This is a genomic window from Allomuricauda sp. R78024 (assembly GCF_044596045.1).
Taxonomy (GTDB): Bacteria; Bacteroidota; Bacteroidia; order Flavobacteriales; family Flavobacteriaceae; genus Flagellimonas.
Genome location: NZ_CP138995.1, coordinates 2,308,791 through 2,331,693, shown reverse-complemented (window position 1 = coordinate 2,331,693; position 22,903 = coordinate 2,308,791). Strand labels below are relative to the sequence as shown.

Below are 22,903 nucleotides of genomic sequence, written 5' to 3'. Positions count from 1 at the left end.
AGGCCTTTGACCGTTTAACCTAACCTTAACAAAAATGTTAAAATTATTGGTCAATCTGCTTGTCTTACAAGTCTTTGATGAAGTTCTGCAACCCTTTTTTTAGTGATTTCCAAATTAATATTGTCAATGCAAAAATTGGAGAGAGCTACTTTTTTGTCATCGCTCATTTGGTTTCTCATGCGATTCAATACTTCTTCCTTACTTGCCTCATCCCTTTCCATTACTCTTTGCAAGCGAAGATCTTCTGGTGCCGTCACCAAAATTACATAGTCGTAGTTTTCTTGAGCTTCATTTTCAAAAATAAGGGCGGTCTCCTGAATTACGTATGGCGCTTCTTGAATTTCTGTCCATTCTAAAAAATCTGTTCTTACAGCAGGATGGACGATTTTGTTTAACTTTTGAAGTGTTTCAGGGTTTTCAAAAATCTGGTTTGCAATAAAACTTCTATTTAAAGTTTTACCATCATAGGCTCTTTTTCCAAGCAACTCTATAATTGCCTTTTTTAACTCAGCTGAAGTGGTCATTAAGCGTTTTGCTTCTGAATCAGAATCGTACACTGGCACCCCTAAATCTTTAAACATGCCTGAAACGGTGCTCTTGCCACTTCCTATACCTCCTGTTAGACCAACAACAATCATTTTTGTTCCAGAACAAAGTTAACTTTATTTTCAAGCAACCTGACGCCATGGACGTTTTCAGGTTTCCGCGTAATTTCTAAAAATAACATGTTGTTATTTGAACCATTTAGCTGTTTGTAATCTGCAATAACCTCAAAATCTTCCGCCGTTATTGACTTCAACTGTTCAATGGTGGCTTTACAAAGTACAGATACGGAATTTGGAAATGTATTGACCTGATAACCACTAGGGAAATTGAATACCCGAATTTGAATATCGAAAACCCTCTCAGAAAACTTTACCACTTTTCCGGAAACGTTAGCCCTATTTATTGAAAAGATACTATTGGATAGGTTTTTAGGGAAAACCAACAAAACGTCCTTTGAGAAATCAGAAGAAACATCTCCTAAAGTTATTTTTGATGTGTAAATGGTATTTAACGTGTCTATTTCACTTTTAGGCCCTTTCACCAAAACTACATTCGGAGTAATAATTGGGTCGCCTTCCAAAATATAATTTTGTTGAAACTGTACGTCTAAATTTGCTTTGATTGAAACCTCCTTGGTCGCAACTTGGTAAAGGTCCACAATAAGTTCGTCCCTGTCCAAATCAATCAAGGAAATGCTTTGAGAAAGCTGGAGTTCCATTTGTTTTTTTAAAACATCTTCCGGTAAAACGTAGTTTCCATTGTTATTCACCACTTGGGACAGGTCTACTTCTACCCGTTTATTTACAAAGTTGTAATAGAGAAATTTGAAGCCACTGGTCCTTAGCTTTGCTTCAATGGAATTGACAGCATTATTGCCTAACAACAAGGTATCCGGCAAATTCTTATAATTCAAATTGAAGTTGGCCCTAGACTCGTAAGGCTCGGACAAATTGCTCAAAAACCAGGCAAGAAATGAACATATCAAAAAGAGGAAGAATACTTTTACTTTCCTCTTGTTAAATCCACTAAATGCTTTTTTGAACACCTATTACTTTTTTTTAAAAAACAGTTTAGGAAACAATGTTTCAGGTTCCTTCTTGCTAAAATTAACCAAGATTGTGGATTTTAAAAAACCAATCCCATATCCTGTAAACTGCGTTAATGCCGCAAAAATTGCCAACAAAGCCACTTTGATGCTTTTATTTTTAATTGATGCATCTAAAAACAATAGCAAAAAGTATGCTATAACTATCGCTAAGGGCAAAATGATTCCCCCCAGTGCCATCAAAACTGATGCGAACAATCCTAGTATAAAAAGCGTTGGAAACCAATAGGTCAACTTTGCTGTTCCTTTGTGCCATTTGTTTAAAATTGGCCTTACCATGCCAAATTTATTGACCTGAATATAGAATTTGTTCCAGTCTATCCGTCTTTTATGATAAACAAATGCTTTTGGAAACAATCTGGTGGCATATCCTGCTTTCCATATTCTAAAGGTTAAATCTGGGTCTTCGCCCGGGTGGATTTGACCAAACCCGCCTGCTTTACTAAAAGCTTCTTTTGAAATTCCCATATTGAAGCTACGGGGTTGAAACTTTCCGACCGATTTACCTCCTCCTCTAATACCTCCTGTTGTAAAAAACGAAGTCATCACATAGTTTATCGCTTTTTGAACCGTAGTGAATGACTCATGTGCTGCATCTGGTCCACCAAAACAGTGAACAAAATCTGTTTGCAGTTCCTTTTTGACCTCACTCAGGTACTGTTTGGGAAGAATACAATCAGAATCTAGAATAATGTAATAATTGCCCTTTGCATTTTGCATCCCATAATTTCTGGAATCCCCTGGACCTGTATTTTCTTTAAAGTAATAAGAAATTTGAAGGCTCTCCTGAAAGTTTTTCACAACTTCTTCAGAACTTTTTATGGAGCCATCTTCTACAATAACAATTTCATAACTCTCTTTAAAATCTTGCTCTACAAGACTTTCCAATAACTCTTGAATTTCTTCAGGTCTGTTATATACGGGAACGATTATGGATAAAATTGCATTCATCTAAAAACACAAAAGCCACCCCAAAAAGGATGGCTTTTATAACTATATATATTAATTACTTTGTAAACTCATCAATAACCTCTTGGCTTACTCCAGTGTTGGAAAACCCTCCATCGTGGAACAAATTCTGCATGGTTACCTTCTTTGTCAAATCAGAAAAAAGACTCACCGTATAGTCAGCACAATCTGCTGCGGAAGCATTACCTAGTGGGGACATTTTCTCAGCATAGCTGATAAAACCATCAAATCCTTTTACTCCTTGTCCTGCAGTAGTCGGTGTTGGTGATTGAGAAATTGTATTCACTCTCACCTTCTTTTCTTTTCCAAAGAAGTATCCAAAACTTCTTGCTACAGATTCTAGATAAGCTTTATTATCTGCCATGTCATTGTAATCAGGAAAAGTCCTTTGCGCCGCCATATAAGTTAAGGCAACAATACTACCCCATTCGTTCATGGCGTCAGATTTGTACAAAGACTGCATGACCTTATGGAAAGAAAGTGCGGAAACATCCCATCCTTTTGCAGTAAAATCATATTTTTCATCTGTATATGCCCTTCCTTTTCTAACATTGACAGACATTCCTATAGAGTGTAGCACAAAATCCAGTTTTCCACCCAAAATCTCCATTGCCTGGGTTACCAAATTTTGCAAATCTTCTTCATTCGTAGCATCCGCAGGAATAATTTCAGAATTTGTCTTTGTGGCCAATTCCTTAATTTGCCCCATACGCATTGCTATAGGTGCATTGGTCAATACAAAAGTTCCGCCTTCTTCATGAACACGTTCTGCCGTTTTCCATGCAATGGAATTCTCATCCAAAGCGCCAAAAATGATTCCTTTTTTACCTTTTAAAAGATTGTATGCCATATTATATATCTATAGTTGGTTTTGCGACAAAGATATTTATTCTTATCGAGTTTTGCTGCTTTGATTAATCTGATTAAAATAGGGACTCTTTTATTGCAATAATTGCTTAGCGTGAGCCAAAGCAGATTCTGATACAGACTTACCTCCTAACATTTCGGCAAGTTCGTTAATTCGTTCATCTGCATTTAGTCTTTTCATTTGAGTACTTGTGCTTCCTTCTCGTTCTTCCTTAAATACTTTAAACTGTTGTTGTCCCTTTGATGCTACTTGCGGTAAGTGCGTAATAGAGAACACTTGCATGGTCTTACTCATTTGTTGCATAATCTCTCCCATACGGTTAGAAATTTCTCCAGAAACGCCTGTATCAATTTCATCAAACATCATGGTAGGCAACTGTTCGTATTCTGCCAAAATAGATTTTATGGTCAGCATAATACGGGATAACTCCCCTCCTGATGCTACTTTTTTCAATTCACCGTAATCTGAGCCCTTGTTTGCAGAAAACAAGAAAACAAGGTCGTCCTTTCCATTAGATTTAAAAGTTGTAGAAGGGTTTGCTTCGATTTTAAAAGTTGCCGAAGGCATGCCAAGAGAATACAAGCTTTCTTGAAGCATACTTTTCAATCTTGGAATTACCCCATTTCTGGCATTCCTGATCTTGGTTGCCCATCCTTCTATCTGTTTCTCTGTTTTAGAAACCTCTACTTCTTTTTCCTTAATTTTTGATTCAATATTTTCAACGGCATCAACTTGGATAGACAGTTCGTTCCTTAGCGAAATAAGTTCAACCACTGAGCCTACATGATGTTTTTTCTGTAAATCGTACAATTGTTGCAATTGTCCATTTACAATTTCCAATCTTGCTGGGTTTGCCTCCACTCGGTCCTTTATTTGTTCCAGCTCATTGGCTATATCATCGGCTTCAATAAAAATGGATTGCACACGTTCGTTCAATGCCGAATATGACGTTCCAAAATCAGACAAACTTTGAAAAGCCCGCTTCAAATCGGCCAATTTTCCTAAAACACCTATTTGTTCATCATTCAACAATTGATGCCCTTGTGATAACTGTTCCATTATTTGCTCAACATTGTTCAATTGCTCAAATTCGGCTTCTAATTCTTCTTGAATACCTTCTTTTAATGGGGCTGCTTCTAACTCTTTTAGCAAAAAACTGTTATAATCGTGCTCCTTGTTGGAACTGGATTGGAAATCCACTAAATCTTCCAACTCTTTTGAAGTCTTTCTATATTCTTCTAAATGTGTTTTGTAAACTTTTATATTCTCACCATTTTCAGCGAGAGCATCCACTACCTTAAGTTGAAAATCATTTTCCGTCAATCTTAAGGTTTGATGTTGGGAATGCACATCGACCAATCGTTCCCCCAATCCCTTTAGAATATCAAGGTTTACAGGAGAATCATTTACAAATGCTCTTGATTTACCGCTAGGTAGAATTTCTCGTCTTAGAATGGTATTATCCTCATAATCCAAATCATTGACTTCAAAAAAAGCTTTCAATTGATATTTTGAAATGTCAAACTCAGCTTCAATGATGCATTTATTCGCTTGATTTTTAAGTGACGATAAATCCGCTCGCTTTCCCAAAACTAGAGAAAGTCCACCCAATAATATAGATTTACCAGCTCCGGTTTCACCAGTTATTGTGGTAAAGCCAGACGTAAACGAAACGTTTACATCATCTATTAGTGCATAATTTTGAATAGAAAGATTTGTTAGCAATGCTGAAGATTTACGTTGTAAAGATAAATCTCTTTGGAGAAATGGGCTAGTATTTTATCTCGTTCCAGGTACTGGAGTAAAATGGCGCCACTCGGTTAAGGGTTTCCTTGAGTTTAATGATATCCACTTTGGGGCCATCCGAAAAGATATTTCTAATCTCCTCAGACTTGGCATCAAAAAATGTTTGAATCAAAAATGCATTTGGTCTACGCTTGATCAAGGTTTCGAACAAACGCATGCTACCTGCAATCACCTGTTTTCCGGTACTATTATTGTCTCCAAGAATATCCAACCCTTTTCTATGGTAATTGTACATAGCTATGCGATATTCTCTAAAGGAATTACTGAGTAAATTATCAATCAACTCAAAACGTGTACGCTGTCCCGTTTCTTGGTTCCATCCAGAAAAGTTTGAACCTTGTGCCTGTGTTACAATATTCTGCGCTTTTCTAAACAAATCGTCACCGCCTTCCAATGAAAAAGTATCGGCATCTAATCCCAAAATAATGTATACGTAATAGGATATCACCCCTATTAAATTGGACTCAAATACGTTTTCGTTTAATACCAAAGGTTGAAATTCCTGATATTGAAAATTGAAAGCATCGTCCTTATAATTAAAAACTGGGCTTTCATATGAAGTGTTAAAAACAGTTCTTGAAGATTGAATCTGAATATTGGCTTCAAACCTGTCCGATTCATACTGTGTTACGGTGATAAACATTCTAGCGCTGATCCGTTCATTTTCCTTATAAACCCTGTTCGTCCATTTACTTTTGTTCACAAAATCACTTAGTGAACGTTCCAAGGTTCTAAAAATCTGCTGATTTGTTTGGCTTACCTGATCAGAGTTGACCGTAACAGTGCAATTTAATTCTTGCGCAAAAGTTACTTGCGATAATGATAGCAAAAAAGTGATCAATAAAATTCTACGCATGAATTCTGGAGGTAATTTCTTCCCAAATATCTGAAGCTACATCTGACTTCGTCTTCAAATCAAACGTTTTTATATCCAAATTCTTATCAATGAAAGTAATTTTATTGGTATTGCCACCAAAACCGGCTCCGTCATCTTTTAGAGAGTTCAAAACGATGGCATCTAAATTCTTGCGCTGTAGTTTTCCTTTGGCATTTTCAAGCTCATTTTCAGTTTCCAGAGCAAAGCCCACCAAAAATTGATTCATCTTTTTTTCGCCTAATGAAAGAAGAATGTCCGGGTTTCTTTCCAGTTCAATTTGTAAATCGCCTTCTTTCTTTTTCATTTTTTCCTCTGCAACGTGCTTTGGGCGATAATCGGCAACTGCCGCCGCGCATATTGCAACATCGGTTTTATTGTAATGTAAATGACATGCATCATACATTTCTTGTGCAGAGGTAATCCTTATCAAATTGATTCGACTATGGCTAACATCCAGGTTTGTAGGGCCTGAAACTAAAATTACTTCAGCTCCCAAATTGGCAGCTCTTTTTGCAAGTTCAAAACCCATGGTGCCTGAGGAACGATTTCCTAAAAACCGAACTGGGTCAATGGCTTCATGCGTTGGCCCGGCGGTAATCAAAACTTTTTTTCCACTTAAAGGAAGTCCTTTTGCCAAATCCATTTGGATAAACTCCACAATAGCTTCAGGTTCGGCCATGCGCCCTTCTCCATGTAGACCACTGGCCAACTCTCCAGATTCAGCTGGTATTATAATATTTCCGAAGGATTTTAATTTTTTAAAAGACTCAGCTGTAGATGGATGTTTGTACATATCCAAATCCATAGCAGGGGCAAAATAGACAGGACATTTTGCTGATAAATACGTTGCCAATAGTAGATTATCACAAGTGCCATTAGCCATTTTAGACAGTGTATTTGCCGTTGCAGGTGCAATAATCATAATATCTGCCCAAAGTCCAAGCTCTACATGATTATTCCAGGATATACTACCATCCTCTTGATTAACAAAATCTGTAAGCACGGGGCTTTTGGACAAGGTAGACAGGGTAAGAGGGGAAACAAAAGAGCTGGCACTTTCAGTCATAATAACTTTGACCTTAGCACCAGCTTTTATCAGTAGCCTAATAAGAAATGTGGTCTTATATGCGGCAATTCCCCCGGTAATGCCCAAAAGGATGTGTTTACCGCTAAGCACTTCTTAAGCGTCTTTTTCTGTGTTTCTGTAATAAATCTTGTCTTCTAACCATTCCATAACTGCCAATGCATGAGGCTTTGGCAATTTTTCATAGAATTTAGAAACCTCTATCTGCTCCTTGTTTTCAAAGACTTCTTCTAAACTGTCACTGTAGGTTGCAAACTCTTCCAACTTTTCCAACAATTCTTTCTTTATCTCTGAATTGATCTGAATTGCTCGTTTTGAAGCAATTGAAATTGCTTCATAAATGTTTTCAGTCTTAACGTCAAATTCGTTTCTATCGTGAGTAACTGTAGAAACAGGAGCTTTTGTATTTTTCAAATCTTGCATATACTGCTTATTTAAACTATTTATTTGGAACTGGAATATTCGCTTAATTCCTTTTGAATTTTGATGGATAGATTGTCCGCTTTCTTTTTAAATTGTGATTCTGGAAAGTAGCGCATTAAAGTATTGTATGCATTCTGAGCGTCTTCCAAACGTTCTTTCTTTCTATTCTGCGTACTGTTAATGGCTAAACTGGTTGCTGCCTCAATACGATAGTACAAGGCTTCCTCTCTATAGACAGAACCGGGATTGTCAGAAATAAAATTATCTAGAGCTGTCATTGCCGAAACTAGGATCGGGTAATTAAACTGTCCTAATTTATTAAACTGTTTAGCTACTTCTATTTGCTTCTTTTCCTTTTTTGTTGTCAATTCTTTAGCCATTGCATTGGCTTCTTCAAAATATTCCGATTCTGGATACGTATTGATAAAGGTCTGCAATTTTGCCAACGCCTTGTCCGTATCTGTTTGATCTAAGGAATATTCTGGCGAGAGTTCATAATAACTCTGTGCCCCTAAAAAGGAAGCTTCTTGAATCTTATCACTCTTTGGGTAGGACTTAATAAAACGCTCAAACTGATAACCTGAAAGATAATAGTCCTCGGTTTTAAAATACGTGTTCGCAAAAAAGAACATCACTCTTTCCCCTTGCGGTTTGCCTACATATTTTGGTGCTATTTGCTCGTACAACCTTTTTGACCTTTTGTAGTCTTCAGCATCATAGTATTTTTGAGCCAAGTCATATTTGGCTTTAACATCTTCATTTTTAAGCACCTTTTGGTACTCGCTACATGAAGAAAGAAAAACGGCAACAAAGAGAATAGGGAGAATCGACTTCATTTTCAAAAACATTTTGCAAAATTAGTGATAATCAACGGATTTAAAAAATAGATTTAAATTCCAAAAATAACTGCAGCATTCTCCATTCGCTAAGGTTTTAGCGAACATTTAACGAACTTTAAGCGTGAACTTTGTCCAATGATTTCAAAAAGCTGGATATTCTGCTTTTCAAATGTATCGTGGCTTCCACCAAAGGCAGTCTTACAGATGCTTTACAAAGTCCAAGAGACTCAAAAATACTTTTGATGCCGGCTGGGTTACCTTCTTCAAAAATCATCTCCATAATGGGTAATAAAGCATGGTGAATTTCGTATGCATCATCCGAATTGCCTTGTCTTCCAAGTCTTATCATTTCAGAAAACATATTGGGCAACCCCTGCCCCAAAACTGATATCACCCCGGCTCCTCCTGCCAAAACTATAGGAAGTGCATTAAAATCATCACCAGAAATCACTAAAAAATCTTCAGGTTTTCCCTTAATGATATGGTCAATTTGATTCATATCACCCGATGCTTCTTTGATAGCAACAATATTGGGAATATCATTGGCCAAACGCAATGTAGTCTCAGGCAGCATATTACTGCCAGTTCTAGAGGGAACGTTATATAAGATGATTGGCTTTGGAGATTTTTCGGCAATAGCTCTAAAATGCTGGTAAATTCCTTCTTGGGTTGGTTTATTGTAATATGGTGAAACTGATAATATCGCTTCAAACTCGGATAAATCTAGAGTAGTAAGATCTTCAATGACAGCGGCCGTATTATTCCCCCCTACACCTAAAACCAATGGCAATCTACCTGCATTTGTTTTAATAATAGTGTCTATTACCAATTGTTTATCTGTCTTGGAAAGGGTAACTGATTCACCTGTTGTGCCCAAGGCGACCAAATAATCAATACCTCCATTAATGCAATGCTCAACAATTTGTTCAAGCGCACTTACGTCAATAGAAAAATCTTTATTAAATGGGGTTACCAAAGCAACACCCGTACCCATTAACTGTTCCATTACAATTCTTTTAATACTTTCAAATACTTTTTTAATTCACCCTTAAAAACTTTAAAGTCTTTAAAAGGAGTATTTAAAATTAAATCGTTGATTTTTGGATCTAATGCTCCAAAACCTACTTTGAGTCTTGCAGGGGTTTTAACAGATAACAATTTCATCATCAAATTGTCTTCTTCGTAATAATTGATCAACAAATCGTATTCCCTGCCTAAAAATTCCAACACATACCCGTTTTCAATTATCCCTTTCCAACCTAAATCCTTATCAGAAAAAATCTGGATAGCATAAGGTGAATTTTTATCGTATTCCCTTTTATATCCAATGATTTTTATGGCATTGGGCCTAAGAGAAAACTCATCAATAAGATCATAAAATATCTCTGCGTTCTGAAAATTATCAACATCAACTATACAACCAATGCTGGTAATTCCTTTCTCCCTATCTACGGTCATAGGAGGTTTTTCCATTTCCTCCTGTAAAAATTTAAGACCCGATTTAACTTTAAATTTATCTTGGAGCCCTTTTAAAAACATATTTTTTATGCATTTTTACAAAGGTAATTATTCTACCAAGATTACTTAACAAAGATAACTACGTGAATTATTTAAAATTAAAACAAATTGTTGTATTTATAACTTTTTGTTTTTTACTGTCTTGTAACCAAGAAAAAGGGGGGCTCTCAAAGGTTGCTGGAAAACAAATAAAAATCGATACTTCTTTCAAAGCGGTCGATTCTATAGAAAATTTTGTCGCTCCTTTTAAAAATAGGATAGATGAAGTTTTGGATAGCACCTTGGCCTATGTGCCCAATTCCCTTTTGTTGGATGATGGCAATCGCAATACTTCTATGGGGAACTTAATGGCAGATATTGTTTTTCAAGAAACCCACCCAATTTTTAAATCCAAAATGCATAAAGAACTGGATTTTGTAGTTCTTAACAGAGGAGGAATACGTTCCATTATCTCCAAAGGGAATGTAACCGCAAGAAATGCATATGAAGTTATGCCGTTTGAAAACTACATTTCTGTAGTTGAGCTTAGCGGTACCGCTGTAAGGGAACTTATTACCTTTTTGTCGACAGCAGACCGTGCACACCCCATTTCAGGCTTGCAGATTGTTTTGGACAAAAAAGGTGCTTTGGAATCTGTAACCATACAGGGCAGTCCTTTTGATGAAACAAGAAACTATTATGTTGCTACATCTGATTATCTAGTACAGGGTGGGCCTAGTATAGGCTTTTTTAATGATATAATTTCTACCACAGACACAGGTTATCTTTTACGTAATGCCATTATAGACCATTTTAAAAAAGTAGACAGTGTAAAGGCTGAAGTGGATGATAGATTTATTCAACTTGATTAAATGAAACGAAGAGATTTTTTAACAAATACGGCAGCGACTTCAGCTTTAATAAGCCTTGGGGGTCTTGGTTTAAATTCGTGTTCCAGCCTTAATAGCAGACACATTACCATTTTACACACTAATGATGTGCATAGTCACATTGATCCCTTTCCCAGCTCGCATTCTTCATATGCCAATTTAGGAGGAGTGGCCAGAAGGGCCACATTGGTGGACAATATCAGAAATGAAAATCCGAATACCTTACTTTTTGATGCTGGAGATATTTTTCAAGGTACTCCCTACTTTAATTTCTACGGAGGTGAGTTGGAGTTTAAATTGATGAGTAAGCTTAATTATGATGCGGCAACCATAGGCAATCATGATTTTGATAATGGCGTTGATGGATTATTAGCACAGGTCCCGCACGCCAAGTTTGAATTATTATCCGCTAATTACGACTTTACCAACACTGTAATGGAAGGTTTTGTTAAGCCTTACAAAATTTATGCAGTGGATGGAATAAAAATTGGTGTTTATGGTATTGGCATTGCCTTAGACGGTTTGGTAACCAAAAGGCTATACAAAGAGACCAAATATCTAAACCCCTTCGAAATTGCTTTGGACATGGAACGCAAGCTCAAAGAAGAAGAAAACTGTGACCTTATAGTTTGTCTGTCCCATCTAGGCTATGATTATGACCGACCCGAAAGGCCTTCAGACACAAAACTTGCCCAAAGTACTCATTATACAAATTTGATAATCGGTGGACACACCCACACTTTTTTGGATAAACCAGATGTCCGTATTAATAAAAATGGAGATTCCGTATTGGTGAACCAAGTTGGAGCCTTCGGTATTAATCTAGGCCGTATTGATTTTTATTTTGATGGGCAGAAAAATACTTCTGCAAATGGAGTAAGCATTTCTGTGTAAAGCTCATGGCCAGGTTTATGATACTTTCTAAATATTTTTTTAGATTTTAGAAACGATTCACCCTCTAAATCAAATCATCCACACATAATTTAATACCTGTTTTACATCTACTCAAGTCTTAATATAGGAAATTTCTTATATTGAAGAGCATCCTTTTCTATACCTAACCAGTAAAATCAAATCAAAAAATCATGCCACAATTAGATGATACCTTTTTTAATACTAACGGATCTAGAAAGTTTACCTATGCAGGATTTCCAGATGCCAAAATTCTTGAAAGCGAAACTTCATCAAAATGGGTACAACATCTGCTCTTTGGAGATTACATCACTATTTTAGATACGGAAGTGGTCAATGACCGTGTATTAGTTTTTTCCAGGAATAGAAGGGGTTGGATTTCTATTGAAAACATTCAAAAAGAACGTATCCTTGAAGTCAATTTTATAGATATTGGCCAAGGAGATGGTTGCCATATGGTCACTCCAGACGATAAACATTATTTAATTGATGCAGGCAAAGGCGACAATATGTACCGGTATCTCTACTGGCGCTTCAATCTGGATAAAAATACTAGTTTACCAATGAAGTTTAAGGGCATAGTCAGCCATCCAGATAATGATCATTATTTAGGTTTTGCTGATATTTTTGAAGAACCCGCTATTGAGTTCGATAAAATCTATCATAGCGGCGTTGTACATCGCCCTGTTGATAATTCTAAAGGTTGGAATACTCAGTTGGGCAAGGTTGATGAGCTTTCAGATGGTGAAAAATATTTACTGTCATTAGAACTGACGGATGCCGCTATGAAGTCAATCTTGAACGACCCACAAAACTCTTCTGGTACGGGGTCACAATATCCAGAGACCATGGCCTTGTCCCTGGCGCAACAACCTCAACCAGATTTTGAGGCCCTAAATGACAGTACCGGTTTTTTGTTAGGTAATGGTGGTGACAATGAACTTTCATTAAATGTGATCGCTCCAATTATTTCTCAGAAGGATGGAAAACAAGTGCTGCCATTTTTAAAGGACAATGGAAAAACAAAGAATGGACACTCTATTTTACTGATGTTGAAGTATAAACATTTACGGGTGATGCTAGGTGGGGACATTAACGAAGAAGCAGGAGAATACATTAATCATAAACTTGGCGCCAATGCCAAAGCCACCTTACAAGCAGATATTGCCAAGGCCTGCCACCACGGTAGTCATTTGTTCAGTTATGAGTTTTTGGAAAATATAAATGCCCTGGGCACAGTAATTTCTAGCGGTGACAACGAAAATTACAGTCACCCCAGACCGGACACTCTAGGAGCCATAGGAAAGACAGGATATAGCAAAAAACCTTTGATTTTTAGTACCGAACTCGCTCGTTCCAACAAAGATTTCTCCTCAACCACCATTCCTGAGTTGGTGAAAAAATATCAAAAGTGGGAAGAAGTCAAGACCGAGCATGATGACTTTTTGGCAAATTTTGTGGATACTCCAGCTAATCAGGCAAAACTAAAAGATTTAAAAGAAGAAATGGTGAAGAAATACAAAGAGATCAATTCCTACCTTACCCGTTACGGAATGATAAGTCTTCGTAGTGATGGAGAACAAATGATTGTGGCCCAAAAACTGGAAAAAGATGGCCGTGGCGGCAAATATGATATTTATAAGTTTGCTTTTGACACACAAGAGCAGCGGTTTGTGCGAAAATCTTAGTGTTCTAAAACAGACTCTATCAGTTTTTGTAATTCCCCTTCAAGACTACATTTAGGAAAAGGCACATTAGCTTGCCTGTACCAATACCCCGCATTCCAATCGTCTCCTTCCAACCTATGTAAATATGCATGAATTCGACTGCCCATTTTTGTGTGTAAATCTTGGGCAATATCATGAGAAGCATTCCAATTCCCCTTAGCTGCCCACCAAATTGATTGTAATGCTTGGGACCAATCCACAGAGGGAGTAGCTTTAACCAGAGTATCTTTAAACGCTTCAAGAGTTTCTGGTACCATCAGCCTAACTTTTCTAAAAACTCTTGTTCAGAAATAATTGGCACCCCTAAGCCTTCAGCCTTCGTTTTCTTGCTTGGTCCCATATTGGCGCCTGCTACCAAGAAAGTGGTTTTGGAGGAAATGGAAGAAGCTACCTTGCCCCCGTTATCCTCTATTAATTTTTTGAGTTCAGTTCTTCCTAGGGATTCAAAAACACCGGAAACCACAAAGGTTTGTCCCTTTAATTTTTCAGATTGATTTTCCAATTGTTCTTCAGATAGTGAAAACTGCAATCCATAGGATTTTAACCGTTCTATAATTTCAACATTAGAGGATTCTCCAAAAAACTGCACGACACTTTCAGCAATACGGGTCCCTATCTCATCTACAGTTACCAATTCTTCTTCGGTTGCGGCAATTAAGGCATCTATGTTCTTATAGGCCTTTGCCAACTTTTTGGCTACCGTTTCCCCTACATACCGTATTCCTAAACCAAACAGTACACGTTCAAAAGGAATTACTACAGAAGCTGCAACTCCATGGACCAAATTCTCTGCAGATTTTTCTGCCATGCGCTCCAATGGCATGACTTGCTCTTTAGTTAAGGTGTATAAATCTGCATAATTCGCTATCAATCCTTCTTTAAAAAGTAATTCTACGGTTTCCCCGCCCAAACCTTCAATATCCATTGCTTTTCGAGAAATAAAATGTTGGATACGACCCGTTATCTGAGTTGGACAACCAGTATCATTTGGGCAAAAATGTTGTGCTTCTCCTTCTTTTCGAATCAATTCCGTATTGCATTCCGGGCAATGCTGAATGTATTTGGTAACAACAGAATCCGAAGGGCGTTTGGTAAAGTCCACCGCTATAATCTTTGGAATGATTTCTCCTCCTTTTTCAACAAAAACGGTATCACCCACCCTAATATCCAATTTTTCTATCTGATCTGCATTGTGCAAAGAGGCACGTTTTACAGTAGTGCCGGCCAGCAAAACTGGTTCTAAATTTGCCACGGGAGTAATAGCTCCCGTTCTCCCTACCTGATACGTAATTTCATGTAGCACTGTAGAAACCTGCTCTGCCTTAAACTTATATGCCATGGCCCAACGCGGCGCCTTGGCTGTATATCCCAACTCTTCCTGATGCCTTAAACTATTTACTTTGATAACTACACCATCCGTTTCATAAGGCAAATCATGACGGTGTACATCCCAATGCTCCACAAATTGCATGACTTCATCTGTAGTCTTGCACATTTTTGCCACCGTAGGCACTTTAAAGCCCCAAGCACGTGCCTTTTCAAGAACTTCAAACTGAGTGGATATACTTAAACCTTTTCCGGTAATGCTATACAACAGACATTCCAAAGGACGTTGGGCAACCAAGGCACTGTCTTGTAGTTTTAGGCTCCCTGAAGCCGTATTTCTGGGATTCATATATGCCTCTTCCCCATTAGCAAGACGTTCTTGGTTCATTTTAGCAAAACCTTCCAAGGTCAAAATAATCTCGCCTCGTATGTCAAACTTGGGTGGGTAATCTCCTTTCAATTGCAGCGGAACCGATTTTATAGTCTTGATGTTGGTTGTGACGTTATCTCCTTGAAAACCATCACCTCTAGTTACGGCTTTAACCAACGCTCCTTCTTCGTATGTTAGACTGATAGAAGCTCCATCATATTTTAGTTCGCAGGTAAACTCAACTTCAACATCACCTAGAATACGCTGAATCCGCTTTTCCCAATCCTCTAAATCTTCTTTGGAATAGGAATTATCCAATGAATACATCCGGTGTTCATGCTGAATGGTTTCAAAATTTTTGGTCACCTCTCCCCCAACCCTTAGTGTGGGCGAAGCAGCATCATAAAACTCTGGATGGGCTTGCTCTAATTCCTGAAGTTCCTTCAGCTTTACATCAAACTCATAATCAGAGATTGTGGGCTTGTCCTGGACATAATAGTTATAATTATGTTCCCTTAGCTCATCCCTAAGGGCAGTGATTTTTTCTTGATTGGTCATCTATGTTTGTTCTTTTACAATCCATTTTGGAACCGCAGTAGGTTTATATGCTTTCATTTTTGCCAAAAGATTTTTTGGGGTATCCTCAATCAATAGCATATCTCGATTTTCTTGTTTTAAGAATCCATTGGTCACCATTGTATCCAAAAACTGAAGCATAGAATCAAAAAAACCTTTTGCATTCAATATTCCAATAGGCTTTTGATGCAGTCCGAGTTGTCCCCAGGTTATGATTTCAAATAGTTCTTCCAAAGTACCATACCCTCCAGGAAGGGCAATAAAACCATTGGACAGTTCGTGCATTTTCAATTTTCTTTCGTGCATGGTTTCCACTATGATCAATTCGGTAATATTGGGATGAAAAACTTCCTTTCGTTTTAGGAAATCAGGTATCACACCTATTGCCTTACCGTTTTGGGCTAGGACACCATCAGCCACTTGACCCATTAATCCTACTTTGGCTCCACCATAAACCAAGCTGATGTCCTTGGTAGCTAAATGCTCACCTAATTGAAAGGCCGCATTTATCACATCAGAGTCATTCCCTTCACTGCTTCCACAAAAAACCGCAATACTGTCCATATCAATCTAGTTTACCTTTAAGCATTCTATCATTTCCAAAGAGATCTTTACGTAGTTCAATTTCTGAAAAATTATGCGCTTCTAAAAGTGCTTTGGTCTCCTTTCCTAAATATTGATTGATTTCTAAATACAAATGCCCTTTTTCTAAAAGGTGTTTTTCTGCAAAAGCAATGATGGCCCTGTAAAACAACAAAGCATCTTCATCCGGAACAAAAAGTGCCAAGCTTGGTTCATATGCTTTTACATTGTTCTTGATTTCATGTTTTTCCAATTCCCTGACGTATGGCGGGTTAGAAACAATAATGTCAAACTTAAGTTCAAGATTATTGGGGTTTAAAACGTCCATTTGAATAAACTCAATTTCAACCTGGTTAGATTCAGCATTTTCTTGTGCAACTTTCAAAGCTTCTTCTGAGACATCCAAGGCATATACCTTAGCATTTGGAAGACCTTTTGCCAAGGCCATTGCAATACACCCGCTTCCTGTACCAATATCCAATATTTTAAGATCTCGACTGGGCTTGACTTGACATTCCTCAAGAATCCATTCTACCAATTCCTCAGTTTCTGGCCTTGGAATCAGCACGTTTTCATTTACTTTAATCTCTAAATCCATGAAATGAGCTGTACCCAAAATATACTGCAAGGGTTTTTCCAACTTCAACCCTGCTAACGCTTCAAAAATTGGTTGTTCTTCTTCTTTTGTTATTGCAAGATTAGGTTGAAGCACCAATACAAACCTATCGAGCTTCAAATAGTGCTCTATCAACCTATAAAAAAAAGCATCAACTTCTTCTTTAGGATAAATAACATCTAATTCTTGATGGAAAATAGTCTTGATTTCTTTTAGAAGCACACTACAGTTTTTTAAGCATCCAAACCGGGCATGAATAATGGCCTGTATTCCCCATTGGAGCGTCTATGTATTCAAAACCATTCTTTTTATATAGTTTTTGGGCGGCTTCCATATATGGCATTGTCTCTAAATAGCACTGCTCAAAACCATATTCTTTGGCTTTTTCCAAACATACCATAATCATTTTAGAGCCTAAGCCCCTGCCCCTTGCTTCTTCCAATAAATACATTTTTTGCAACTCGCAAACATTGCCTTCATAATTATCCAATTGTGCAATTCCTGCACAACCAATAATTTGTCCATCATCCTCGACCACAAAGTAAGTTGCGTTAGGAGCATTGTAGGTCTCATACATATTATCCAATGCCTTGTCTGCATAAGCCGTGCCCACTTTTGGCACTCCAAAATCCAACAAAACTTTGCGAATTACCTGTGTTACCTGAGCATTATCATCTGGAGTAATTTCCCTAATTATGGCCTCACCCATATTGTGTTTTATTGTTCTATTTTTGCGATGTGAATATACATGAAAAATACATGTTACGGTGCATTCAACTAGGCAAAAAAGGGCTTGGAACTACAGCACCAAATCCTATGGTAGGTAGTGTTATTGTTCACAATAATCAAATTATTGGTGAGGGCTATACCAGTCCGTATGGTGGTTCCCATGCGGAGGTAAACGCCATTAACTCAGTAAAAGACAAGGAGCTACTTTCCAAAGCCACTCTTTATGTATCATTAGAACCATGTTCCCATTTTGGTAAAACTCCACCATGTACCAATTTAATTATTAAACACAAAATTTCACAGGTTTTTATAGGGCTTCAAGATCCTCATGATAAAGTAGCAGGAAAAGGAATTGAAAAATTAAAAGCATCTGGCTGCAAAGTGACTGTTGGTATTCTTGAAGAAGAATGTAGAATTCATCATAAACGGTTTTTAAGTTTCCAAGAAAAAAAGCGCCCTTATATAATTTTAAAATGGGCCGAGACCCAAGATGGTTTTATTGCACCAGATGACATATTGAGAAAAAAGAAACCGCAACCCGTATGGATTACCAATTCGTACTCCAAACAACTGGTTCATCAATGGCGTAGTGAGGAACAAGCAATTTTGGTTGGCACCAATACGGTCTTGGCCGATAATCCAAAGCTAACGCTAAGAAGTTGGGACGGAAAACACCCAGTACGTGTTGTTTTGGATAAAGATTTGAAGATTCCTTCAGGTTTTCATGTTTTGGACAAGAGTATAAAAACAATTGTATTTACTCAAATTGATGATTCATCTAAATACTTGGATGGGGTTGGTTATGAATTGATTGATTTCTCTGTATCTGTTGCCCAACAGATTTGTTCAGTCCTTTGCAAACATTCCATTACAAGTTTACTGATTGAAGGCGGCTCTAAAACCCTTCAAACCTTTATTGATGCGAATTTATGGGATGAAGCGCGAATTTTTAAGGGACCAACAACATTTAAAAGTGGGATTAACTCGCCCAAAATTTCAGGAAGACTATTAGAGGCAAAACCTATTGTATCTGACACGCTATCAATATTTGTAAATGATTAAAAACATTATTTTAGACTTTGGAGACATTTTTATTGATTTGGATAAATCAGCAACACCCAAAGCCATGGAAAAGTTCGGTTTTAAAAACCTAACTCCAGATTTGGATACTTTATTTAAGGAGTATGAAAAGGGTTCTATGGGTTCCCGTGCTTTCCTGAATCAGGTTTCAGAACATTTTCCCACAGCTACTGAGAAAGATTTAATACATGCATGGAATGCAATCCTGTTAGAGTTTCCTGATAATAGATTGGAATTTGTAGAAACTTTGGCCGCACAAAACAGTTATAGACTTTTTCTTCTGAGCAACACAAATGATATTCATATTGAATATGTAAAACAGCAAATGGGAATGGAAAAGTTCAATCGGTTTAAAAATGCTTTTGAAGTGTTTTACCTCTCTTATGAAATGGGTATGCGAAAACCAGATGCAGAAATCTATGAGTTTGTATTGAAAGAAAACAATTTAGTTGCTTCTGAAACTTTGTTTGTAGACGATACTCTTGAAAATACAGACTCCGCAGCCAGTATTGGCATAAATGTTTGGAACCTGCAAGTAGGCAAGGAAGACATTACCCAATTAAAATCTTATTTATAATGTTGAACCTTGCACTGAGTGTTCTTTGTTCCAGTTTAATTTTTGTCATTTTTAAATTGTTTGATGTATACAAAATCCAAACACTTTATGCGATTATTACCAATTATGTAGTTGCATGTGTGGTTGGCATGTTACTATATGAGGGCGATATAAATTTTAATGAGATTGCAAACAAATCATGGTTTTTAGGAACCTTGGCTTTGGGAGTCTTTTTTATACTAGTATTCAATCTCATGGCCAAAGCTTCACAAGTTGCGGGTGTTTCTGTAGCTTCTGTTGCCACAAAGATGTCTTTAGTAATGCCCGTGATCTTTGGAGTTATTTTTTACAAGGAATCATTATCCGTATTTCAAATTATTGGAATTCTATTGGCGTTGGCAGCCGTTTATTTTGCTTCGATGAAGGAAAAATCAATTGCACTTTCAAAAAAGGCCTTGTTGTTGCCGTTGCTTGTTTTCTTAGGTTCAGGCATCATAGACATCAGCATGAAATATTTTCAGGAAAATCATTTAGACCCTAAAGAAGTTGCTATTTTTTCAGCTATGATTTTTGGTTTTGCAGCACTTACAGGATTTGTTTTTATTGGTATAAAGGCAGTAAAAAAACCTTTGAAAATAAATTTCAGAAACATTATTGGAGGTATTGTACTTGGAGTCCCCAATTATTTTTCCATTTTCTTTTTGATACGAGCACTTCAAAACGAAGGGTTTGATAGTGCAGCTATTTTCACACTCAACAATGTCGCAATTGTAATGCTCTCAACCCTTCTGGGAATTCTTATCTTCAAGGAGAAACTAAGTCTAAAAAACTGGGGAGGCATAGCCTTGGCCATTGTTAGTATAATGCTAGTAGCCTTGTTTTAATGAACGAAGAAGATATTTATAAAACTATAAGAGAATCTTCTCCAGAAGTTCTATTTAAGGATAGAAAAAGTAAATTTTTCGGCTATGCATTTCCGATTTGTTCAGAAGATGATGTAAAACCTATAATTGAATCATTGCGAAAGAAACACCATACGGCCAATCATGTATGCTATGCGTGGCAACTGGGCGAAAAGACACATAGCTATAGAGCCAATGATGACGGCGAACCAAACAACTCGGCAGGAATGCCAATTCATGGACAAATTCAGTCTTTTGACGTCACCAATGTTTTAATTGCGGTTGTCCGAATTTTTGGTGGCACTAAATTAGGGGTTGGCGGGCTTATCCAAGCGTATCGTGCAACTGCTCAAATGGCTTTGGAAAATGCGGTTATCATTGAAAAAACAATAGAATCCCACTTTCAATTGCATTTCGATTACCCAGAAATGGATAAGGTAATGCGCTCAATTAAACAAAAAGGAATTACCATTGTTTCACAACAAATGGAACTGAAATGTTCTCTACTTATTTCGGTTAGGGAGAGTGAAGCAGCTCAAACCAAACAACTCTTTGAAGAGATGCAACATGTTGCAATTAAAACAAAGGGTTAAAAATCTAGTTTTTCCAAAATGTAATCAGGGCATTTTATAGGTCTATTCGTTTTCTTATCCATAAAAGCCAAAACGGTATTTGCTTCGACCAGTAAATCTCTAGCTTCATTATAGACTTTGTAGTCAAACTCAATCTTAACTAAAGGCCTTTTACGAATACTAGTTTCTACCGTAAGTAAATCATCATAAAGCGCAGATTTTTTATAATCTATTTGTAAGGAAATTACAGGTAGGATGATTCCATTTTCCTCCATGCTCCTATAACTAATACCTAAAGCTCTTAACCACTCCACCCTACCCATCTCTAGGTATTGTGCATAGTTGCCATGGTACACGACACCCATTTGGTCAGTTTCTCCATAACGGACCCTAAAAGAAAATGAATTTAATCTCATATATTAACTGAAAAATTATATATTTAGAGGCTTGGTTAACAATAATGAAACATGCGAAAAAAAAATAGAATATTCAACCACAAAATCATTTTTTTTTTCAAAGATTTGTTCACATATTTGTCGCATCCAATAAGCATCTAATTCCCCTTAGATGTTTAGTCTAAAGCTTTAAAGCTAACCAACAAAAACTAAGGAAAAAACTTTTATGAGTGTTACTGCAAATTCCGTATGGAACAACTGTTTGGCTTTTATCAAGGATAATATCCAACCGCAGGCATTCAAAACTTGGTTTGAGCCTATAAAGCCTATCAAGTTAACAGAGAAAGCACTTAGCATACAAGTACCCAGTAAATTCTTTTATGAGTGGTTGGAGGAACATTATGTTAAACTTTTAAAAGTGGCTCTTACCAAGGAACTAGGAAGTAACGCAAAACTTATTTACATCATCAAAATGGAAAATAAGTACGGTAATAAAGAACCGTTCACAGAACAGATTCCAAGTTCTAATCGTACTGCTGTTGGCCCTCAAGAATTAGATGTGCCAATTACTTCAAAGAGTCCTGAGCTGAAGAATCCATTTGTGATTCCAGGTATTCGAAATATAAAGATTGAATCCCAATTAAATCCGAATTACAATTTCGAGAATTTCTTGGAAGGTGATTCTAACAGGCTTGCAAGGTCTGCCGGGATGGCGGTTGCCAATAAACCTGGCGGTACTTCTTTTAATCCATTGTTGGTTTTTGGAGGTGTTGGTCTAGGTAAAACACATTTGGCGCATGCCATTGGAGTTGAAATCAAAGACAAGTACCCTGAAAAGACTGTACTATATATTTCTGCTGAAAAATTTACACAGCAGTATATTGAATCCGTAAAAAAGAATACTAGGAACGATTTTATTCATTTTTATCAGCTAATAGATGTGCTCATTATTGATGATGTACAATTCTTGTCTGGTAAATCTGGAACTCAAGACGTTTTCTTCCATATATTCAATCACTTGCACCAAAACGGAAAGCAGGTTATCCTTACATCAGATAAGGCACCTGTAGATATGCAAGATATTGAACAACGATTATTATCTCGCTTTAAATGGGGACTTTCTGCCGAGCTTCAAAGTCCTGATTTTGAAACCAGAATATCTATTTTAAAGAACAAATTGTACCGTGATGGGGTAGAAATGCCAGATGACATAGTCGATCATGTTGCAAAGAACATAAAATCGAATATCAGGGAACTGGAAGGTGCTATAATTTCATTAATAGCACAATCCTCTTTTAACAAACGTGAGATTACTCTAGAACTAGCTCAACAAGTGGTAGAGAAGTTTGTCAAAAACACTAAACGAGAAGTCTCTATTGATTATATTCAAAAAGTGGTTTCTGACTATTTTGAAATGGACGTTGCAACATTGCAATCCAAAACTAGAAAACGCCATATTGTTCAGGCTAGGCAATTGGCTATGTTCTTTGCCAAAAAATTTACAAAAGCTTCCCTTGCCAGTATCGGCTCCCAGATTGGAAAACGAGACCATGCTACCGTATTGCATGCTTGTAAAACAGTTGATAATCTTGCTGAGACCGATAAACAGTTCAGAAAATATATTGAAGACCTGAGCAAAAAATTCTCTTAATCTTT

Annotated in this window: 25 protein-coding genes; 8 read left to right on the top strand and 17 right to left on the bottom strand. The window is 37.1% G+C overall.

Features of this window, described 5'->3' with window-relative positions; genetic code table 11:
• Positions 1 to 50: 50 nt before the first annotated feature.
• From coaE to SJY44_RS10400, 11 genes are all read right to left on the bottom strand, one after another.
• On the bottom strand, positions 51 to 638 hold the full coding sequence (gene coaE / locus SJY44_RS10450; protein WP_299167289.1) for a dephospho-CoA kinase: 588 nt from the start codon (positions 636 to 638) through the stop codon (positions 51 to 53).
• On the bottom strand, positions 635 to 1,591 hold the full coding sequence (locus SJY44_RS10445; protein ID WP_396589668.1) for a hypothetical protein: 957 nt from the start codon (positions 1,589 to 1,591) through the stop codon (positions 635 to 637). The genes coaE and SJY44_RS10445 overlap by 4 nt, the downstream gene beginning before the upstream one ends.
• Before the next feature lie 3 nt (positions 1,592 to 1,594).
• Complete coding sequence (locus SJY44_RS10440; protein ID WP_396589667.1) at positions 1,595 to 2,602, bottom strand: glycosyltransferase; 1,008 nt, start codon at positions 2,600 to 2,602, stop codon at positions 1,595 to 1,597.
• Between the two features lie 55 nt (positions 2,603 to 2,657).
• Positions 2,658 to 3,470, bottom strand: a complete 813-nt coding sequence (locus tag SJY44_RS10435; RefSeq protein WP_396589666.1) for an enoyl-ACP reductase — start codon at positions 3,468 to 3,470, stop codon at positions 2,658 to 2,660.
• 90 nt (positions 3,471 to 3,560) lie between these two features.
• Positions 3,561 to 5,213, bottom strand: coding sequence for a DNA repair protein RecN (gene recN / locus SJY44_RS10430; protein WP_396589665.1), 1,653 nt, complete (start codon positions 5,211 to 5,213; stop codon positions 3,561 to 3,563).
• A gap of 46 nt (positions 5,214 to 5,259) precedes the next feature.
• Positions 5,260 to 6,150 (bottom strand): DUF4835 family protein, encoded by an 891-nt coding sequence (locus SJY44_RS10425; RefSeq protein WP_396589664.1) that lies wholly within the window; start codon positions 6,148 to 6,150, stop codon positions 5,260 to 5,262.
• On the bottom strand, positions 6,143 to 7,348 hold the full coding sequence (gene coaBC, locus SJY44_RS10420; RefSeq protein ID WP_396589663.1) for a bifunctional phosphopantothenoylcysteine decarboxylase/phosphopantothenate--cysteine ligase CoaBC: 1,206 nt from the start codon (positions 7,346 to 7,348) through the stop codon (positions 6,143 to 6,145). Before coaBC ends, SJY44_RS10425 begins: the two co-directional genes overlap by 8 nt.
• 3 nt (positions 7,349 to 7,351) lie before the next feature.
• The gene (locus SJY44_RS10415) at positions 7,352 to 7,678 is read right to left on the bottom strand and encodes a DNA-directed RNA polymerase subunit omega (RefSeq protein WP_298925640.1); all 327 of its coding nucleotides are present in this window, start codon (positions 7,676 to 7,678) and stop codon (positions 7,352 to 7,354) included.
• A 20-nt stretch (positions 7,679 to 7,698) separates the two neighbouring features.
• Positions 7,699 to 8,526 carry an outer membrane protein assembly factor BamD gene (locus SJY44_RS10410; protein WP_298925637.1) on the bottom strand — a complete coding sequence of 276 codons (828 nt, stop codon included), beginning with the start codon at positions 8,524 to 8,526 and terminating at the stop codon, positions 7,699 to 7,701.
• A 106-nt stretch (positions 8,527 to 8,632) separates the two neighbouring features.
• Positions 8,633 to 9,523, bottom strand: a complete 891-nt coding sequence (gene dapA / locus SJY44_RS10405) for a 4-hydroxy-tetrahydrodipicolinate synthase (RefSeq protein ID WP_396589662.1) — start codon at positions 9,521 to 9,523, stop codon at positions 8,633 to 8,635.
• Positions 9,523 to 10,056, bottom strand: coding sequence for a DUF6913 domain-containing protein (locus SJY44_RS10400; protein ID WP_298925630.1), 534 nt, complete (start codon positions 10,054 to 10,056; stop codon positions 9,523 to 9,525). The genes dapA and SJY44_RS10400 overlap by 1 nt, the downstream gene beginning before the upstream one ends.
• A 62-nt stretch (positions 10,057 to 10,118) precedes the next feature.
• On the opposite strand from SJY44_RS10400, the gene SJY44_RS10395 reads away from it, so the two are divergent.
• From SJY44_RS10395 to SJY44_RS10385, 3 genes are all read left to right on the top strand, one after another.
• Entirely contained in the window at positions 10,119 to 10,886 is a 768-nt protein-coding gene (locus SJY44_RS10395; protein ID WP_396589661.1) for a 5'-nucleotidase C-terminal domain-containing protein, read from the top strand.
• Positions 10,887 to 11,798: a bifunctional metallophosphatase/5'-nucleotidase gene (locus SJY44_RS10390; protein ID WP_396589660.1), complete on the top strand. Its 912-nt coding sequence runs from the start codon at positions 10,887 to 10,889 to the stop codon at positions 11,796 to 11,798.
• 191 nt (positions 11,799 to 11,989) lie between these two features.
• Positions 11,990 to 13,504 (top strand): ComEC/Rec2 family competence protein, encoded by a 1,515-nt coding sequence (locus SJY44_RS10385; RefSeq protein ID WP_396589659.1) that lies wholly within the window; start codon positions 11,990 to 11,992, stop codon positions 13,502 to 13,504.
• Here SJY44_RS10385 and SJY44_RS10380 read toward each other — a convergent pair.
• Genes SJY44_RS10380 through SJY44_RS10360 form a run of 5 tightly spaced genes read right to left on the bottom strand, consistent with a single transcriptional unit; the run spans position 13,501 to position 17,722 of the window.
• Positions 13,501 to 13,800 carry a hypothetical protein gene (locus tag SJY44_RS10380; RefSeq protein ID WP_396589658.1) on the bottom strand — a complete coding sequence of 100 codons (300 nt, stop codon included), beginning with the start codon at positions 13,798 to 13,800 and terminating at the stop codon, positions 13,501 to 13,503. The two genes, SJY44_RS10385 and SJY44_RS10380, sit on opposite strands and share 4 nt — an antisense overlap.
• The gene (ligA, locus tag SJY44_RS10375) at positions 13,800 to 15,797 is read right to left on the bottom strand and encodes an NAD-dependent DNA ligase LigA (protein ID WP_396589657.1); all 1,998 of its coding nucleotides are present in this window, start codon (positions 15,795 to 15,797) and stop codon (positions 13,800 to 13,802) included. The genes SJY44_RS10380 and ligA overlap by 1 nt, the downstream gene beginning before the upstream one ends.
• A complete protein-coding gene (locus SJY44_RS10370; protein ID WP_298925613.1) occupies positions 15,798 to 16,379 on the bottom strand; it encodes a TIGR00730 family Rossman fold protein in 582 nt (193 codons plus the stop codon).
• Position 16,380: 1 nt separating this feature from the next.
• Positions 16,381 to 17,235, bottom strand: a complete 855-nt coding sequence (gene prmC / locus SJY44_RS10365; protein ID WP_396589656.1) for a peptide chain release factor N(5)-glutamine methyltransferase — start codon at positions 17,233 to 17,235, stop codon at positions 16,381 to 16,383.
• A 1-nt stretch (position 17,236) separates the two neighbouring features.
• Positions 17,237 to 17,722 (bottom strand): GNAT family N-acetyltransferase, encoded by a 486-nt coding sequence (locus tag SJY44_RS10360; protein ID WP_396589655.1) that lies wholly within the window; start codon positions 17,720 to 17,722, stop codon positions 17,237 to 17,239.
• 29 nt (positions 17,723 to 17,751) lie between these two features.
• On the opposite strand from SJY44_RS10360, the gene ribD reads away from it, so the two are divergent.
• The 4 genes from ribD to SJY44_RS10340 are packed head-to-tail and all read left to right on the top strand — an operon-like array spanning position 17,752 to position 20,873.
• Positions 17,752 to 18,804: a bifunctional diaminohydroxyphosphoribosylaminopyrimidine deaminase/5-amino-6-(5-phosphoribosylamino)uracil reductase RibD gene (gene ribD / locus SJY44_RS10355; RefSeq protein WP_396589654.1), complete on the top strand. Its 1,053-nt coding sequence runs from the start codon at positions 17,752 to 17,754 to the stop codon at positions 18,802 to 18,804.
• A complete protein-coding gene (locus tag SJY44_RS10350) occupies positions 18,797 to 19,399 on the top strand; it encodes an HAD family hydrolase (RefSeq protein WP_396589653.1) in 603 nt (200 codons plus the stop codon). Before ribD ends, SJY44_RS10350 begins: the two co-directional genes overlap by 8 nt.
• Positions 19,399 to 20,262 (top strand): EamA family transporter, encoded by an 864-nt coding sequence (locus SJY44_RS10345; protein ID WP_396589652.1) that lies wholly within the window; start codon positions 19,399 to 19,401, stop codon positions 20,260 to 20,262. The genes SJY44_RS10350 and SJY44_RS10345 overlap by 1 nt, the downstream gene beginning before the upstream one ends.
• Positions 20,262 to 20,873, top strand: coding sequence for an IMPACT family protein (locus tag SJY44_RS10340; RefSeq protein ID WP_396589651.1), 612 nt, complete (start codon positions 20,262 to 20,264; stop codon positions 20,871 to 20,873). Before SJY44_RS10345 ends, SJY44_RS10340 begins: the two co-directional genes overlap by 1 nt.
• Here the strand turns inward: SJY44_RS10340 and SJY44_RS10335 are convergent.
• Positions 20,870 to 21,268, bottom strand: coding sequence for a thioesterase family protein (locus SJY44_RS10335; RefSeq protein ID WP_298925592.1), 399 nt, complete (start codon positions 21,266 to 21,268; stop codon positions 20,870 to 20,872). The two genes, SJY44_RS10340 and SJY44_RS10335, sit on opposite strands and share 4 nt — an antisense overlap.
• Positions 21,269 to 21,473: 205 nt before the next feature.
• On the opposite strand from SJY44_RS10335, the gene dnaA reads away from it, so the two are divergent.
• On the top strand, positions 21,474 to 22,898 hold the full coding sequence (dnaA, locus tag SJY44_RS10330; RefSeq protein WP_298925589.1) for a chromosomal replication initiator protein DnaA: 1,425 nt from the start codon (positions 21,474 to 21,476) through the stop codon (positions 22,896 to 22,898).
• Positions 22,899 to 22,903: the final 5 nt, after the last annotated feature.

What these genes read in the sequence shown, in the direction of transcription:
- SJY44_RS10335 (WP_298925592.1), bottom strand. Translation starts at nt 21,268, where the DNA reads ATGAGATTAAATTCATTTTCTTTTAGGGTCCGTTATGGAGAAACTGAC.
- dapA (WP_396589662.1), bottom strand. Translation starts at nt 9,523, where the DNA reads ATGGAACAGTTAATGGGTACGGGTGTTGCTTTGGTAACCCCATTTAAT.
- SJY44_RS10350 (WP_396589653.1), top strand. Translation starts at nt 18,797, where the DNA reads ATGATTAAAAACATTATTTTAGACTTTGGAGACATTTTTATTGATTTG.
- SJY44_RS10390 (WP_396589660.1), top strand. Translation starts at nt 10,887, where the DNA reads ATGAAACGAAGAGATTTTTTAACAAATACGGCAGCGACTTCAGCTTTA.
- SJY44_RS10340 (WP_396589651.1), top strand. Translation starts at nt 20,262, where the DNA reads ATGAACGAAGAAGATATTTATAAAACTATAAGAGAATCTTCTCCAGAA.
- SJY44_RS10435 (WP_396589666.1), bottom strand. Translation starts at nt 3,470, where the DNA reads ATGGCATACAATCTTTTAAAAGGTAAAAAAGGAATCATTTTTGGCGCT.
- SJY44_RS10345 (WP_396589652.1), top strand. Translation starts at nt 19,399, where the DNA reads ATGTTGAACCTTGCACTGAGTGTTCTTTGTTCCAGTTTAATTTTTGTC.
- SJY44_RS10415 (WP_298925640.1), bottom strand. Translation starts at nt 7,678, where the DNA reads ATGCAAGATTTGAAAAATACAAAAGCTCCTGTTTCTACAGTTACTCAC.
- SJY44_RS10385 (WP_396589659.1), top strand. Translation starts at nt 11,990, where the DNA reads ATGCCACAATTAGATGATACCTTTTTTAATACTAACGGATCTAGAAAG.
- SJY44_RS10370 (WP_298925613.1), bottom strand. Translation starts at nt 16,379, where the DNA reads ATGGACAGTATTGCGGTTTTTTGTGGAAGCAGTGAAGGGAATGACTCT.
- ligA (WP_396589657.1), bottom strand. Translation starts at nt 15,797, where the DNA reads ATGACCAATCAAGAAAAAATCACTGCCCTTAGGGATGAGCTAAGGGAA.
- SJY44_RS10380 (WP_396589658.1), bottom strand. Translation starts at nt 13,800, where the DNA reads ATGGTACCAGAAACTCTTGAAGCGTTTAAAGATACTCTGGTTAAAGCT.
- SJY44_RS10400 (WP_298925630.1), bottom strand. Translation starts at nt 10,056, where the DNA reads ATGTTTTTAAAAGGGCTCCAAGATAAATTTAAAGTTAAATCGGGTCTT.
- coaE (WP_299167289.1), bottom strand. Translation starts at nt 638, where the DNA reads ATGATTGTTGTTGGTCTAACAGGAGGTATAGGAAGTGGCAAGAGCACC.
- SJY44_RS10410 (WP_298925637.1), bottom strand. Translation starts at nt 8,526, where the DNA reads ATGTTTTTGAAAATGAAGTCGATTCTCCCTATTCTCTTTGTTGCCGTT.
- SJY44_RS10440 (WP_396589667.1), bottom strand. Translation starts at nt 2,602, where the DNA reads ATGAATGCAATTTTATCCATAATCGTTCCCGTATATAACAGACCTGAA.
- SJY44_RS10360 (WP_396589655.1), bottom strand. Translation starts at nt 17,722, where the DNA reads ATGGGTGAGGCCATAATTAGGGAAATTACTCCAGATGATAATGCTCAG.
- SJY44_RS10425 (WP_396589664.1), bottom strand. Translation starts at nt 6,150, where the DNA reads ATGCGTAGAATTTTATTGATCACTTTTTTGCTATCATTATCGCAAGTA.
- dnaA (WP_298925589.1), top strand. Translation starts at nt 21,474, where the DNA reads ATGAGTGTTACTGCAAATTCCGTATGGAACAACTGTTTGGCTTTTATC.